Consider the following 14,015-nt stretch of genomic DNA (forward strand, 5'->3'; position numbering starts at 1 on the left):
GGGGCAGCCGCCGACCTTGCTGGCTAACTCGTTCTCACGAGGCTAGGCCGAGGTCGGCCAGTTCAAGGCGGGCGAGGTGGCTGGTGTGACCTCGGTCGAGCGGATGTCCGTTCCACCAGGCGTCCAGGAGGATGAGGTTGAGGGCGACCGCTGAGAAGACGTGTTCGAGGTGGACCTTGTCGATGCCGCGGTAGCGGGCGCGGCGGATGCCGGTGACCGCGATGGCCTGTCGCATGGTGCCGAGCAGCTCGCGGCAGTGTTCATGAGTGAGGGCAGACCGGGCTCGCGCGTAGTTCCTATCGCCCAAAACATGCCGGCACCGCTTCCGGCGTGGCATGGCGAGTCGCCGCAGGGGTTGCAACCCTGGTCGAGCAGTTTGCTGAACCATGTTGCTGGCGGCAGCAGGCAGGGGGCATCCTGACCTGGGGCACCAAGAGTGAGCGGGCTGTTACCGTACGCGTCGCTCGGCACTAGATGCTCTCATGATCTTGTCTGGTCTCACCTCAGGAGGACTGACGCGATGCTCCGTCCGACGTTGTTCCGACTTCTCATCCAGGAGCGCCACTGGGACAACTGGGCGGTGTTCTGCAACCGCTTCAAGGAAGCGGCGCGCGTGCTCGCTCACGGAATCGGCGCTCCTCAACTCGCGCGCACCATGGAGTGTGGCCGGTGACTCACGGCGTGCCCGGACAAGTGGCCTTGGACGCGGCGCTGGCCGATTCTCGCCTCGCTGTGCTGGAGTTCGACGACGCTCGGCCTGGCTGGGGCAGACCGGCGAGCCGCCGAAGTGGTTCGAACTCGACGACGAGTGGGAGAGCGTCTTCCCTGAGGACCGCGACCGCATCCAGATGTACGTACGCCGCCTGCCGGCCGAGCGCTCCGGACAGGAAGACGACGTGGTTCCCCTGAACGAAGGAGTTCACCGCATGCCGAAGCATGAGGGGCAGAAGCCGTCGAGCAAGCCCTTCACACCCGAGAAGCCGACCCCGGACGGGGACCGCCCCAACCCAGGGGGCGGTCAGCACGAGAAGCCCCAGGGCAAGTGACGTGACGGATAACGCGCATCTGATCGCACAACTCCAGGACCTCGACTCGCGATGGGCGGACGCCATGCGGGCGGTGCCGCGTCACCTCTTCATCCCTGACCGGGCGTGGTGCTCCCCCGACGACAAGCCGGGGTACCTGGTCGACCGGATCGCCGACCCGGACGGGTGGATGGACGCTGTCTACTCGAACACGGCGATCGTCACCCAGCTTGACGACGGGACGACCGACCTGGGCGCGGGAAGCGGGGACTACACCTCGTCATGCTCCATGCCCAGCATAGTCGCGGCGGGCCTGAACCTGCTCGATCCCTACGACGGTGACGAGGTCCTGGAGATCGGCACCGGAACCGGATGGACGGCGGGCCTGCTGGCCCATCGCCTCGGCGACGGCAACGTCACCAGTGTCGAAATAGATCAGGCCGTCCTTGCCGCAGCGGCCGAGAGCCTCAAGAACGCCGGGCATCTCCCCCGACTCGTCCTGGGAGACGGGAGTGCCGGGTGGCCGGATGGCAAACCCTATGATCGCGTCCACGTCACCTGCGGCGTCGATGAGGTGCCCCATGCATGGGTCGAGCAGACGCGTCCGGCGGGCCTGATCATTTTCCCCTGGATGCCTCGGTGGGAGGCCGGTCACCTGACCAGGCTGACCATGACCGGGGACGGCACGGCCGTGGGGAGGTTCTACCGGGGCTGTTCCTTCATGATGCTGCGGTCGCAACGTCGCGGCGTACCCGAGGCGGCGGGCGACTACCGGGAGTCGTCAAGCTACCTGGACCCCCGCCGGATCGTACGCTCCTCGGTCGGTGCCGATGTGGCGGTCGCGGGCATGATCCCCGACCTGAACGGCCGGCACGCCGACGAGGACAACGGCGAGTTCCACCTCTGGCTGTGGTCGGACGACTCCGATGCTCAGGCGCACTACTCGCCTGAGTACAAGGACGTGGCCGTTCTCCAGAAGGGGCCGCGCGATCTCTGGGACGAGCTGGAGGCCGCGTTCCTGCGGTGGGTCTCCTCCGGTTCCCCCGGCCGTGACCGGTTCGGCCTGACCGTCACGCCGGAGGGTCAACGCGTCTGGCTCGACTCCCCGGCGAATGTGATCGGATAGGCGCCTCCGGAGCTGGGTGCCGCGGCATGAGTGACGACCCCTGCCGCCTTCGCCGAAAGCCGCTGACATCCCTCATGAGCAGGGAAAACGCATGCGCGCCACCCATTACAGCCGCGGCCGCGAGCTCGTCTTCGCCATCGACCATGGGGGAGACTGCCTGGCACCGCACGTCCACGTCTCGGCCGGCTTGAAAGCCGACTCCGCCGACGGACGGACCAGCCATGTGCCCGCCACTCAGGTGCAGTTCATCGCCGAGCTCGTCGTCGAGATCATGGCTCCCACCCTGACCCGCTCCCGGCAACCGAGCCTGTTCGACGTCCCGCTACTCACCTTCAGGCGGGCCTGACGCACCGGAAGCGGGTGCGTGCGCATTGACTCGCGCTGGACGTCGTAGCGGACGCGCCGGAAGGCAGGCGTAGCGCACGCTTGGAGTGTCAACGGACACGGGGCCTTCCAGGGGGCCACCCCTCAGCTCAGACGGTGCGGTCGAGGAATTCGCGGACCGCCGGGAGCTGCTGGTGGGCCTGGAGCTTGGTCCGCAATTTGGTGAGGGTAGTCGTGCTTCGCGCGGAATTCACGCCACCCATGGCCTGCACCGCCCGGTCGGCCGTGTGCACCGCCGCGTCCACGTCGCGGAGCGAGAGATGGGCGTGGGCTTCGCGACTCAGCCGTAGTGCACGCGATCGGGGATAGGCGTCGTCGTCGTACGCCTCGCCCTCGTGGGGGCTGACGGCGGCGGCGTAGTGGGCCAGCGCCCGGCGGGGGTCGCCCAGATCGGAGGCGTTACTCGCGGCCCAGCTATGCAGTTCTGCCGGGCAGACCCAATACACGCAGGCCGGTTCATCGTCCGGGTGGCCCGCGCGGTGGTAGGCGGCGAATGCGGCTTCCTCGGCATGACGGCTGGCGCGCAGATCACCGGACTTGGCGTAGGCGCGGGCGGCGCGGGCGTGGACCATGGCGATCACTCGGGGGGATCCGGTGCGTCGCGCGTTCCTCAGAGCTTCATTGACGTAGTCCAGGGCGCCGAAGATGTCGCCCTCGCTATAGCGGGCCATGGCCCAGAAAGCGAACAGGTTGGCCGCCACGACCGGGTCCTGGGCGCTCGCGGCGGCCCGCGCGGCTCCCAAGTAATGACGCTCCGCCGCTGCCGTGTCCCCTGAGTCAAAAGCACACCAGCCGCAGATCCGGGATGCTTCGGCGGCGGCGGAAAACAACCGGCGGGCAACGGCCTCACTATAGGAACGGGTACGCAGCACCGCGATGATCGAGCTGCGCTCCGCACGGGCTAGCGCGTACGTTTCAGCGGACCCGATTTCATCATCGAGCTGCCGCAGGGCCGCAAGGCGAGCCTCGATCAGTACCGCGCTGCGGTCGGTAACGCGTGGCCGGCCGGAGACAAGTACAGCCGTAGCCGGCGAGGCTGTGACCCAACTGGCGAGAGTAGTGACGGCCAGAGCGCCGCCGGTGAAAAGTGCTGCTCGTCGGTCCATGCTTTCCGACCCTCCTAAGTGGTCCAGCGCTGCGAGTGCACCAGCCGGGGTCCACGGGGCGGTCAGTAACACCTGGTCGGCGTTTAGGGCCACGTTCAGCCAGTTCGGCCAGCCCATGGTACGGACCTGCTCGGTCGACACCCCGAGCATGGCAGCCATAGCCGTCTCGGCGTAGCGGTCGGGACGTACCCCCCGCTTCCATCGACTGACCTTCTCCGGTCTGGTCGCCATACTCCCGAAGCCGAGGGATTCGTGCCATCCCGACAGGCGCCGCAGGAACGAGGCGTGGTCGTGGCAGCCGAAGAGGTCAAGTACGCGCTGGAGCAGGTCGTCTTCTGCGGATACGGCCATGTCCCCCTGCGCCCCCGTTCTGCTCGCTCCGACCCGGTACAGCCAGTGTCAGGCGTATCAGGGTCGATAGGTCAAGAGGCGACGACCAGAAGGCATAGGAAGGCAAAAGGAAGCAACACGAGGCAGTCGCACCTTGCTTCTACAGCCGCTGACGGCGCGTCAGGATTCCACTCGGTGAGACACCCAGGAAGGGAGTTCTCGGTGGATCGATATGTGCCTTACCGCCGCCTGCTGACCTCCAGCAGACCCCTGCCGGACTTCGACGTCGTGGCAGCGAGTGGGCCGTGGCTCCACTGCTCTGACGGCCGCCGAATGTTCGATGGATCGAGCGGACTCATCTGCGTGAACGCGGGCCAGAGCAGCCCCAAGGTCTTCTCCCGCATCGAGCAGCAGTTCTTTTGCGCCTCGTTCGCCGGCGCCGCCGTCGTGCGCCCCCACATCCAGATGGAGCTGATGGACCGCCTGTGCCACGCCGTGGGCCGCCCAGAGGACTCCGTTGCGCTGGCGACGTGTGGCACGCTCGGCGTGGAAGTCGCCGTCGGGCTGGCCCGGAACATCGCACGCGTCCGCAGCGGGAAGCGGCGCGGGGACATCTTGACGTCGACTTTGAGTTATCACGGGAACAGCGCGCTCACCCTCGCGCTCGCCGGCAACCACGCCCGGCGGCCCCATCCGGAGGACGCGCTCGGCCTCGGCCCGGCCTTCCCAGCGCCCTACCCGCCAGTCCACGACCATGGCCAGGCGGGTGCGTGTGATGCCTCGTGCGCCGAGGAGGTGGCGAAGGCGATCGACAGCAGGGGTGCGGAGAACGTCGCCGCGGTCCTGCTGGAACCCGTCAACGGCACCACCGGCGGCGCCTACGTGCCGCCCGACGGATACCTCCAGCGCATGTCGGAGATCTGCCGGGAGCGGGAAGTCCTCGTCATCCACGACGAAGTCCTGACCGGGCTGTGGCGCACCGGCACACCCCTGGCCAGCAACCATTGGGACGGCACCGAACCAGACCTGTGCATCCTGTCCAAGGGGCTGGGCGGCGGATACACCAGTGTCGGCGCGGTGCTGGTGTCCCCCGAGATCGCACCGCTGCTCCACCACAAGGACGGCGACTCCCTGCCCGCGATGGGCACCATGGCCGCCCACCCCCTCCAGGCGGCGGCCTGCCTCGGTGTCCTGGACGAGCTGGAATCCATGGACTTCGACGCCTTCCACGCACGCGGAGACCGGCTCGGCGCATTCCTGCGGACCCTGACCGGCATGCCGTGTGTGCGGGATGTGCGAGGGCTCGGCCACCTGTACGGAGTGGAACTCGCGCCCGGCCTGCTCTGGCCCCTGATGGAGGAGTGCGAGAAGCGGGGCGTGTTCTTCTACCCGTTCACCGGGGCCGGGTACCCGAGAAGCGAGGGACTGGTCGTCGCCCCTCCGCTGAACTCGACGGACGAGGACATCGGCTACCTGACTGCGGCGCTCGGCGACGCGGTGACCGCCCTCGACCGAAACGGCTAGACCCGGCACCACACCACCGGCCCCCTCGCTTGCCATCCACATCAAGAAGGAGGACACCGTGTTCCTGCCCTATCCCGTGATCGAACACCTCACTCCCGAGCAGGTGACCATCTGGGAGCAGCACTTCGCCGGTAACGGCCACGGGCGGCGACGCAGCATCGAGGAAGGGATCTGGCGGCGCACCCAGGACCCGGCCAACGCCGAACTGTCCGGCTGGGACGAAGACAACCAGGGCCGCAGGCGTGTCGTCCACTACCGCTACAACTACGACCTCGATTACATCTTTCCGGTGCCACGGCTGGTGCTCTCCGAGCTGTACCTGTTCCACTGCATCACAGCACCTGCCGGGGAAATCAACGTCTACCTGAAAACCCTTGACTCCTGGCTGAGCGACGGCCGGTGGCGGCGCAAGCAGGACGGGTGCTGGCTCAACGGCGACCTGCGCGTCACCATCACCGAATACGACGACCACCCGCAGGACGAGCGGGCCGGACGCGAAACACCCGAAGGGTTCCGCTCTGTCGACGTGTGCTTCACCTCCGACGGCTACGAGGTATCCCGCGCGGTGCGGAACCTGCCATGGGATGTACTCGCCGGCGGAATGCGCATCAAAGAGCGGCGAGGCAATCCCACCATCACCACCGACCTAACCGAGCTGCTGGACTTCCTGCCGTTCCAAGTCGAGGTCGGCTGCGGCACTTCCATCGAGGCCGGAATCCCACCGCTGCACTTCTTGCATGAGGTGTACCGGGTGACAGCACGCAACGACAACACCCTCACCCAGTCGCACGCCTTCACCATGAGCCCAGACGCCGACACCCTCGTGCAGGAGATGCTGCTCGACGCACCGCACAAGGCCGTGGACCTGGTGCGGATGTTCAGGAAATGCTTCCTCGCGGAACCGACACCCGCGCACCATGCCTTGAAGGCCCTGCACGACGCCGGTCACCTGGTGGGGCCGGTGATCACGCACAACTTCGATGTCCTCGCCGCCCGTGCCGGGCTGGAGGAGGTGTTCGTCCGCCGGTACGACCAGAAGATCCCCCCAGTGCCGCTTCTGCCCGAGGCGAAGGCGCTGCTGGTGATCGGACTGCACGCGGACAGGCGTGCCGTCCAGGCACGGGCACGCGAGCGGGGCATGCGGATCTTCTTCGTGGACCCCGAGGGTCTGGAGGAGAACGGCACCTTCAAGGAGTACCCGATCGAGGGTGCACGAGAAGGCGATGTCGTCGTCCGGCAGGCGGCCGTCCCCGCGCTCAAGCGGCTGTGCGAGCTGTTGGGCATCTCACCCTGATCAACACCGCGAAGCCCGCCTACATGCGGATCTTCACGCTATAGCGTCGTCCCGGGCGCACCGGGGAGTGCGCCCGAGACCCCCAAACGACAAGGACAGTCATGCGTGTTTCCGTGATTGGTTGCGGTCACCTTGGCATCCCGCACGCAGCGGCGATGGCCGAACTCGGCCATGAGGTCATCGGCGTGGACGTCGACCAGGCCAAGATCAACCGGCTCAACGCCGGCGAATGCCCAATCTACGAAACCGGCCTGCCCGAACTCCTCACCCGCCACACCACGAGCGGGCGCCTGCGGTTCACCACCGACACCCGCGAGGCCGCCGACTTCACCGAGGTGCACTTCATCTGCGTCGGTACCCCCATCGACGCCGACGGCCGCTCCTACGACACCCGGCAGGTCTACGGCACCATCCGCCAGCTCGCCCCCCACCTCACCAGGGCTTGCACCATCGTCGGGAAGTCGACCGTCACCGTCGGCACAACCAGCCAGGTCACCGCCCTCGCCCAACGCTTGGCCCCCGCAGGCCAGGATGTCGATGTCGTGTGGAACCCAGAGTTCCTCCGCGAAGGACATGCGGTGCACGACACCCTTCGCCCAGAACGCATCATCGCCGGCCTGGCCACCACCCAGGCAGAGAAGACGATCCGCGCCGTCTACGCCCCCATCCTGGACGCCGGTGTCCCCCTGTTCGTCTGCGACCCGCAGACCGCCGAACTCGCCAAGGGCGCAGCGAACACCTTCCTCGGCCTGAAGATCAGCTATATCAATGCCGTCGCCGACATGTGCGAAGCAGCCGGCGGCGACATCTCCAAGATCGTAGACATCCTCGGCATCGACCCCCGAATCGGCAGCGGCGGGATGAGACCCGGCATCGGCTACGGCGGCGGTTGTCTCCCCAAGGACATCCGCGCCTTCACCGCCTCCGCGCGGCAGCTCGGCGCCGACCACGCAGCGACCCTCCTACGCGCGGCCGAGAAGATCAACGAAAACCGGACCAGCGTCGCCATGGGCCTCATCACCTGCGCCCTGGGCGACCGCCCCATCAAAGGTGCCCGGGTCACCGTATGGGGTGCCGCGTTCAAGCCCGGCACCAACGACGTCCGCGAGTCCCCAGCCCTCGCCCTCGCCCACGCCCTCCAGCAGGCCGGCGGCGTCGTCACCGTTCACGACCCGCAGGCCGTGGCCACGGCCATGACGCGCAACCCCGAATTCGACTACACAGCCGACCTGCCTGACTCCCTCAACGGCGCCGACCTCGTCGTCCTGGCCACCGAATGGCCCGAGTACCAGCAGGCCAACCCCCGCACCATCGCAGACCGCCCCGCCAGTCGCCTGCTCGTCGACTGCCGCACCACCCTGGACCCCGAGCCCTGGCGGGCGGCGGGCTGGACCGTCCACCAGCTTGGACGCCCCGGAAGGTAGAGGAGACCTCGCCATGAACAGTGATGCCGCCGTCATCCGACGCGCCGGCAGCGCCGACGCACCCAACGCCGCCGACGTGTGGCTGCGCTCCTACAGGGCCGCACTACCGACCGTGCAGTGCGCGCACAGCGATGCCGAGGTGCGCACCTGGTTCTCCGATGTGCTCGTACCGCAGTACGAGACCTGGGTGGCCGTCACCGGAAGCGGCGTGGTGGGGGTCATGGTGCTCCACGGTGAGGAAATGAAACAGCTCTTCCTCGACCCCTCCTGGCGCGGGCAAGGACTGGGCGATCAGTTCATGGCCCTAGCCAAACAGCAGCGACCAGACGGACTAACGCTGCGAACCTTCCAGGTCAACACGGCGGCCCAGCGCTTCTTCGAACGGCACGGCTTCATCGCAGCCGAACGAACAGACGGGCAACGCAACGACGAACAAGAACCGGACGTCCACTACATATGGCAGCCGCAGAACTGACCACGCAAGGCCCCGAGGGGACGCCTTCTGAGCCGCCGGGGTCCGGGGCTACATCGCCGGCCCCGCCCTTGATCCACATCATGCTCATGGGTTGCCGGAAGATGCACGCGGGATAGGCCGGCCTTGCAACTCTTCAGGGGAACCGGGCGGGCGGAGGAACTGGTAAAGGACGCTCTGACCAGGGGACTTGAGCGACTGCTCAAATCGGCCTACTCTCACGTTTGAGCGAACGCTCAAATTGTGGAGGTGGCGTGTGGGTCGCTTCGTGTATGTCGAGTGCCTGGTCCGGGCGCCCATGGATGCTCTCTGGGAGCTGACGCAGGCTCCTGGCCAGCATCAACGCTGGGATCTGCGGTTCAGCGAGATCGACTACCTGCCGCGTGCCGACGGCGAGCCGCAGTGGTTCCGGTACGCCGTACGGCTGCTGCCGGGCCTTGTCATCACCGGTGCCGGCGTCACGGCCGGGGACCGCCTCGACCCCGACGACAGGACGTCCGCCCTGCGCTTCGCCTCGGCGCATCCGCTGTCGCCGATTCGCTCGGGCTCCGGTTACTGGCGATATGTCCAGACCTCCGACGGCGTCCGCTTTCTCACCCGGTACGGCTACCGCCCCGGTTGGGGCAAGGCCGTGGACCTCGTCTTCCGGCCACTCATCGGCTGGGCGACGGCGTGGTCCTTCGACCGGCTCCGTCTCTGGTTGGAGACAGGAAGAACGCCCGAGCGCTCCCTGTGGCAGGCCCTTGCCGAGGTGTGCGTACGTGTGCTCGTCGCCGCCACGGCCGTCGCACTGGCCCCGCCCGCGGCCGCCGTACTGGTCGCGGCGCTCGCGGTCCTCCTGCCGCCGCTGCCCGGCACCCCCGCGGCCCGCCGCTGCCTGCGCCACCCAACCAGCCGCTCAACCAGCCGCCCGCCCGACCGGCAGGCGGCGACAGCCCCGCTGCCGGAGCTGGAGACCCGATGACCTCGATCTTCGAACGTACCCTCGGCTCCGACTTCGCCCGCCTGCACCCGCAGTTACGCCGCCGCTTCGGCGTCAGCGTGACCGGCGGGCGGGCCTGCGTCGGAGAGGGAGTGATGGACCACATCTGGCACGCCGCGTTCACCCGGCCGTTCCTGGCCCTGGGCACCTGGCGCAACATCCTGGTCCCCGAGAAGGGCCGGCGGGTGCCGTTCACCATCGAGAACTATCCGTACGTCGACTCCCACGGCCGCGAGACCGTCACGTTCGTCCGCACCTTCGACCTGCCCCGACGACGGCGGCGGTTCGACGCCACGATGGTGTACGACCAGGAGCGGCGCGGCATCGTCGACTATCTCGGCTCGCACCAGCATCTTGCGGTCGACCTGGACATGGAGGTGGACGAGCACGGGGGCCTCGTCATCCGGTCCCGCGAGTTCCGCCTGCACGAAGGGCTCGTCTCCTGCCGCCTCCCCGATTCCATAACCGGGACCGCCGTCGTCAGGGAGTCGTACGACGACGACGCCGGGCTGTTCCGCGTCGGCGTCACCGTCTCCAACGCGAAGCTCGGCCCACTGTTCGGCTACTGGGGGGCGTTCCGGGCGCGCTACGTCGACGTCGTGGAGCACGGCGTACCCGCTTCGGTGAAGCCGCGGCGCGAAGAGGCGCGCCGTTGAACGGCAGCGCAATGAGAAAAGTGCCGCGGTGCACCGGTCGTCTGAGGAGAAAGCCAGAAAGGCCGCAACGCGAAGATAGGAGTATCCGTAAAACCTCCGACCTGCGCTGCTGCCATTGCCTCCCTGAGGGCTCTTGTCACGCTCCAAAACTGAGGTTTGGATCTAGAGGGTGATCTTCTGCGGTGCGTCCGCAGAAGGCGGGTCCCGGATTTGTCACCCGTGTCGCCGCCTGTCTCGCCTCGGCCCGGACCTTTCGTAGTGGGCAGGTCAACGGCCTGCGCCGTCCTCAAAGGAGTCGTGACCATGACCGCGCTGACCTACACCATCCTCTCCGACCCGGCGCCCCTGGAGGCGTCGGTGTCGGGGCGGCAGTCCAAGTCCGTCGGGACGGTGCACCTGATCGTCACCAACACCGCCAGGAGGACGGACTGGTCCGCGATCGAGGTGAAGGTGCCTGTCGGCGACGATGACGGCGACCTCGGTCCGAATATCACGGAGATGAAAGGCACGTACACCGAAAACCAGTGGGGAGGCCAGGCGAGAAACCGGAAAGTGACCATCGAACGGCAGCAGGGAGGCAACATCTTCAAAGTCACCCCCCAGGCCGATGGCACAGCCTCCTTCAGACCCGGCGACTACATGGTGCTGACCCTGGAGAACTTCACCGTCGCATCCACCCCGGGGCCGGCTGTGCTGACGGTGAGGGAGAAGACCGAAGACGACGACGGGGAGCACACCCGCTACACGTCGGTGGCACTGGTGAAGTTTGCTCCAAAGGAGATTCCCGCGCCGCGTGACTTCCGCCCGGACAAGTCGATGGTGGGCACCGGAGAAAACCTCACACTGAGCTGGGAGGGCTCCGCCGACCTCACCTACGAGATCGTGTTTCCGGGCGGGCGGAACACCGTTTCGGGTGGCACCTGGTCACCACCCGTCCCGAGGCGCGCCACCACCTACATCCTCATCGCCACCGACCCGAGGACCCAGAAGCAGCACTTCCTCACCACGACCGTTCAAGTGCGCCACCCCGTCCTCGAAACGCTCACCGCCACCGCCGGCATCGACACACCCTGGGTCCAGGGGACGGCGAACGCGACCAAGGGGCGCATCACCTTCACCGGCACAGGGGTGCAAATCACCGACAACTCCGGTGGGCAGGGAACCGTCCAGGCCGGCAAGGCCGACCTCAACGGCGTCAACACCGAGTGGGTCCAGGGGAGAAGCGCCGACGACGGGAAGATCACCTTCCCCAAGGACGGACTCAACGTCCGCCAGGGAAGCGGGTCGTGGGGAACCGTCCACGCCGACAAGGCCGATCTCAACGGCGTCAACACCGAGTGGGTCCAGGGGAGAAGCGCCGACGACGGGTGGATCACCTTCCCGAAGGAAGGGCTCCACGTCCACCGGAAGGACGGTTCGAAACTGACACACCTGGTCGTCGGTTACGCGACCCTCGACATCGTGAAGACCAGAATCGTGCGAGGACTGAAAGACGACGACGGATGGATCAGCTTCCGCAGAGAAGGGCTCAACATCCACCGGGAGCGCGGGATGGACCGGGGGACCCTGTTCGCCGCCGACACCGATCTGAGCGGATGACGGCAAACGGCGCGACGTCCGAGCATGGCGTACCCGCTACCGTGAAGCCGCGGCGCGAAGAGGCACGCCGCTGAGGGAGAGACGATGGGCGACACCCGCACGAGGCTGCTCGAAGGAGCGCTGGAGACCCTGCGTACGCAGGGCATCGCGGGCGCCTCCGCGCGGGCCGTCGCCACCGCCGCCGGGGTCAACCAGGCGCTCGTCTTCTACCACTTCGGCACCGTCGACGAGCTTCTCGCCGCGGCCCTGCGGTACGGCTCGGAGCAGCGGGTGACGGTCTACCGCGAGCGGTTCGCGGCGGTGACCTCGCTCCGCGAACTGCTCGACCTGGGCCGCTCGCTGCACGCCGAGGAGCGCGAGGCGGGGAACCTCGCCGTGCTCGCCCAGATGCTCGCGGGCAGCCAGATGGACGGCAGACTCGCCCCCGCCACCTCGGCCGGCCTCGGCATGTGGGTCACCGAGATCGAAGAGGTGCTGCAAAGGGTGCTGACCGGCACGCCGCTCGCCGAGTTCGTGGACGTCGCCGGGCTCGCCCGCGCCACCGCGGCCGCCTTCGTCGGCCTCGAACTGTACGAGGGGGTCGACGAGGACGGCGCGAAGCGCGCGTTCGACAGCCTGGAGCAGCTCGCCGGCCTGGTCGCGGCGCTGGACGACATGGGCCCGCTGGTCCGCCGTACGGTCCGGGCCCGGCTCCGCAGGGTCAACTCCGGCTGACCGCTAGAACTCCAGTTCCGACCAGTCGATGGTGATGGGGATGGGGTTGGCGACGGCGGGCCGGTCTCCCGGCTCATCCTTCATGAAGGTCTCGATGTGCTTGTACAGCGCCGAAGCGTGATCGAGCCGGTAGCGCTCGATGACCGACACGCCCGTGCCGTCGAGCCGGACGATCCAGTAGTGCTCTACTCCGGCCTTCGCGTACTCGCCGAACTTGTCGGTGGTGTCCTGTGTCTCCGACCCTGCGGACACGATCTCCAGGACCAGCAGGGCGTGCTCGGCGCGGAGCCGCTCACCGCGTTCCCGATCAAGACACCGGTAGAGGACGATGTCCGGTCGCCGGTTCAGCAGCGGTACGTCGCGCAACCGCAGGTCCACGTCGGTGTTGACCGTCAGGCATCCGCGCCCCCGGCCCATCGCGGCCTTGGCCTCCCGCTCGATCAGATTGGCGAGCCGACGGGCCGCCGTCTGGTGCTCGGGGCTCGGAGCTTCGCAGTAGACCACGTAACCGTCCACGATCTCGATGGCCCGGCAGATCTCCTCTGGCAGGGCCTCGTACTCCTCTGCCGTGACCCGGGAGGGCTGTGGGCGAAGGTGGTAAAGCCAGCTGTCATCGGGCAGAGCTGTCATCCGCCGTCTCCCATGGTGTTCGTTACGACCTCGCACCCAGTTTAGGGCGCGGCCCATCGGGACGGGCGAGGCCAGCGCAGCGGGGGGACGGCGTTGCGGGCGAGGGCGAGGGCGAGGGTGGCCCACCAGGTGCCGCAGGCGGGGTCCACCTTGCCGGGGTCGTCGCCGCCGTCCGCCTGGGGCACCTGTGACGCGGCCGGGGCGGAGGATGCGCCGGTCCGCGGCGCGGCGTGGTCTCCGGCCACCGCGGCGGAGCGCGTGAACGTCGCGGAGGTCCCCCGGGCGGCGCGTCACCACCGCCGAGCCGTACGGCGACCACCGTCGCGATCACGGCCAGCCCGGCGATCCCGGCCCCGATCCCGGTCAGCAGCCCGCGGCGCGGCGGCGGAAGCCGGGGTCGGCGGCGATCGTGTGGTGGAGCAGTTTGACCGCTACGCGCGTGCCGTCCGGCGCCTCGCCGAGGTAGACGACGCCCATGCCGCCCTCGCCCAGCCTGCGCACCAGCCGGTACGGCCCCACCTGGCGCGGATCGCCCGTACGCAGGTCGGCGGGGTGCCGCGGACCGGACGGCCATCCGCCCCGGCCGGAGCCGTGCCCGTCGCCGGAACCGCGAAAGCCGGAATCGGGTAAGCCCCCCACCTCGCTGTCGCCGTTCGTACCGGAATGCGACATCGCTCGCCCCCGCTGGAATGCCCTCGACAGATCAGTAAGGATCCTATTGACCGCCGCCGGGCGCGGCCATCGCCCAG

16 protein-coding genes are annotated in these 14,015 nt (G+C 68.0%); 11 read left to right on the forward strand and 5 right to left on the reverse strand.

The window, feature by feature from the left end:
• Positions 1-34 precede the first annotated feature (34 nt).
• Positions 35-235 (reverse strand): hypothetical protein, encoded by a 201-nt coding sequence (locus OG344_RS15810; protein ID WP_405088865.1) that lies wholly within the window; start codon positions 233-235, stop codon positions 35-37.
• 285 nt (positions 236-520) lie between these two features.
• Here OG344_RS15810 and OG344_RS15815 point away from each other — a divergent pair, with 285 nt between their 5' ends.
• The 3 genes from OG344_RS15815 (at position 521) to OG344_RS15825 (ending at position 2,497) form a co-directional block, all read left to right on the forward strand.
• Positions 521-673 carry a hypothetical protein gene (locus OG344_RS15815; protein ID WP_405088866.1) on the forward strand — a complete coding sequence of 51 codons (153 nt, stop codon included), beginning with the start codon at positions 521-523 and terminating at the stop codon, positions 671-673.
• Between the two features lie 374 nt (positions 674-1,047).
• A complete protein-coding gene (locus OG344_RS15820; RefSeq protein WP_405088867.1) occupies positions 1,048-2,151 on the forward strand; it encodes a methyltransferase domain-containing protein in 1,104 nt (367 codons plus the stop codon).
• 91 nt (positions 2,152-2,242) lie between these two features.
• Positions 2,243-2,497, forward strand: coding sequence for a hypothetical protein (locus tag OG344_RS15825; protein WP_405088868.1), 255 nt, complete (start codon positions 2,243-2,245; stop codon positions 2,495-2,497).
• Positions 2,498-2,624: 127 nt separating this feature from the next.
• On the opposite strand, the gene OG344_RS15830 is transcribed toward OG344_RS15825, so the two are convergent.
• The gene (locus OG344_RS15830) at positions 2,625-3,992 is read right to left on the reverse strand and encodes a hypothetical protein (RefSeq protein ID WP_405088869.1); all 1,368 of its coding nucleotides are present in this window, start codon (positions 3,990-3,992) and stop codon (positions 2,625-2,627) included.
• Positions 3,993-4,193: 201 nt separating this feature from the next.
• Between OG344_RS15830 and OG344_RS15835 the strand changes: the two genes are divergently transcribed.
• From OG344_RS15835 to OG344_RS15870, 8 genes are all read left to right on the forward strand, one after another.
• The gene (locus OG344_RS15835; protein ID WP_405088870.1) at positions 4,194-5,495 is read left to right on the forward strand and encodes an aminotransferase class III-fold pyridoxal phosphate-dependent enzyme; all 1,302 of its coding nucleotides are present in this window, start codon (positions 4,194-4,196) and stop codon (positions 5,493-5,495) included.
• 103 nt (positions 5,496-5,598) lie between these two features.
• On the forward strand, positions 5,599-6,789 hold the full coding sequence (locus tag OG344_RS15840) for a hypothetical protein (protein ID WP_405088871.1): 1,191 nt from the start codon (positions 5,599-5,601) through the stop codon (positions 6,787-6,789).
• A 101-nt stretch (positions 6,790-6,890) separates the two neighbouring features.
• Positions 6,891-8,213 (forward strand): UDP-glucose dehydrogenase family protein, encoded by a 1,323-nt coding sequence (locus OG344_RS15845; protein WP_405088872.1) that lies wholly within the window; start codon positions 6,891-6,893, stop codon positions 8,211-8,213.
• 13 nt (positions 8,214-8,226) lie between these two features.
• Positions 8,227-8,688, forward strand: coding sequence for a GNAT family N-acetyltransferase (locus OG344_RS15850; protein ID WP_405088873.1), 462 nt, complete (start codon positions 8,227-8,229; stop codon positions 8,686-8,688).
• A gap of 253 nt (positions 8,689-8,941) precedes the next feature.
• Complete coding sequence (locus tag OG344_RS15855; RefSeq protein ID WP_405088874.1) at positions 8,942-9,649, forward strand: hypothetical protein; 708 nt, start codon at positions 8,942-8,944, stop codon at positions 9,647-9,649.
• The gene (locus OG344_RS15860; protein WP_405088875.1) at positions 9,646-10,323 is read left to right on the forward strand and encodes a DUF4166 domain-containing protein; all 678 of its coding nucleotides are present in this window, start codon (positions 9,646-9,648) and stop codon (positions 10,321-10,323) included. The genes OG344_RS15855 and OG344_RS15860 overlap by 4 nt, the downstream gene beginning before the upstream one ends.
• 303 nt (positions 10,324-10,626) lie before the next feature.
• Positions 10,627-11,922 carry a hypothetical protein gene (locus OG344_RS15865; RefSeq protein ID WP_405088876.1) on the forward strand — a complete coding sequence of 432 codons (1,296 nt, stop codon included), beginning with the start codon at positions 10,627-10,629 and terminating at the stop codon, positions 11,920-11,922.
• Positions 11,923-12,006: 84 nt separating this feature from the next.
• Positions 12,007-12,636: a TetR family transcriptional regulator gene (locus OG344_RS15870; RefSeq protein WP_405088877.1), complete on the forward strand. Its 630-nt coding sequence runs from the start codon at positions 12,007-12,009 to the stop codon at positions 12,634-12,636.
• A gap of 3 nt (positions 12,637-12,639) precedes the next feature.
• Here the strand turns inward: OG344_RS15870 and OG344_RS15875 are convergent, their stop codons facing one another.
• The 3 genes from OG344_RS15875 to OG344_RS15885 form a co-directional block, all read right to left on the reverse strand.
• The gene (locus tag OG344_RS15875; RefSeq protein WP_405088878.1) at positions 12,640-13,266 is read right to left on the reverse strand and encodes a Uma2 family endonuclease; all 627 of its coding nucleotides are present in this window, start codon (positions 13,264-13,266) and stop codon (positions 12,640-12,642) included.
• 41 nt (positions 13,267-13,307) lie between these two features.
• Positions 13,308-13,511 carry a hypothetical protein gene (locus OG344_RS15880; protein ID WP_405088879.1) on the reverse strand — a complete coding sequence of 68 codons (204 nt, stop codon included), beginning with the start codon at positions 13,509-13,511 and terminating at the stop codon, positions 13,308-13,310.
• Between the two features lie 118 nt (positions 13,512-13,629).
• Positions 13,630-13,938, reverse strand: a complete 309-nt coding sequence (locus OG344_RS15885; RefSeq protein WP_405088880.1) for a hypothetical protein — start codon at positions 13,936-13,938, stop codon at positions 13,630-13,632.
• Between the last annotated feature and the right edge of the window lie 77 nt (positions 13,939-14,015).

This window comes from Microbispora sp. NBC_01389 (assembly GCF_045040095.1).
Taxonomy (GTDB): Bacteria; Actinomycetota; Actinomycetes; order Streptosporangiales; family Streptosporangiaceae; genus Microbispora.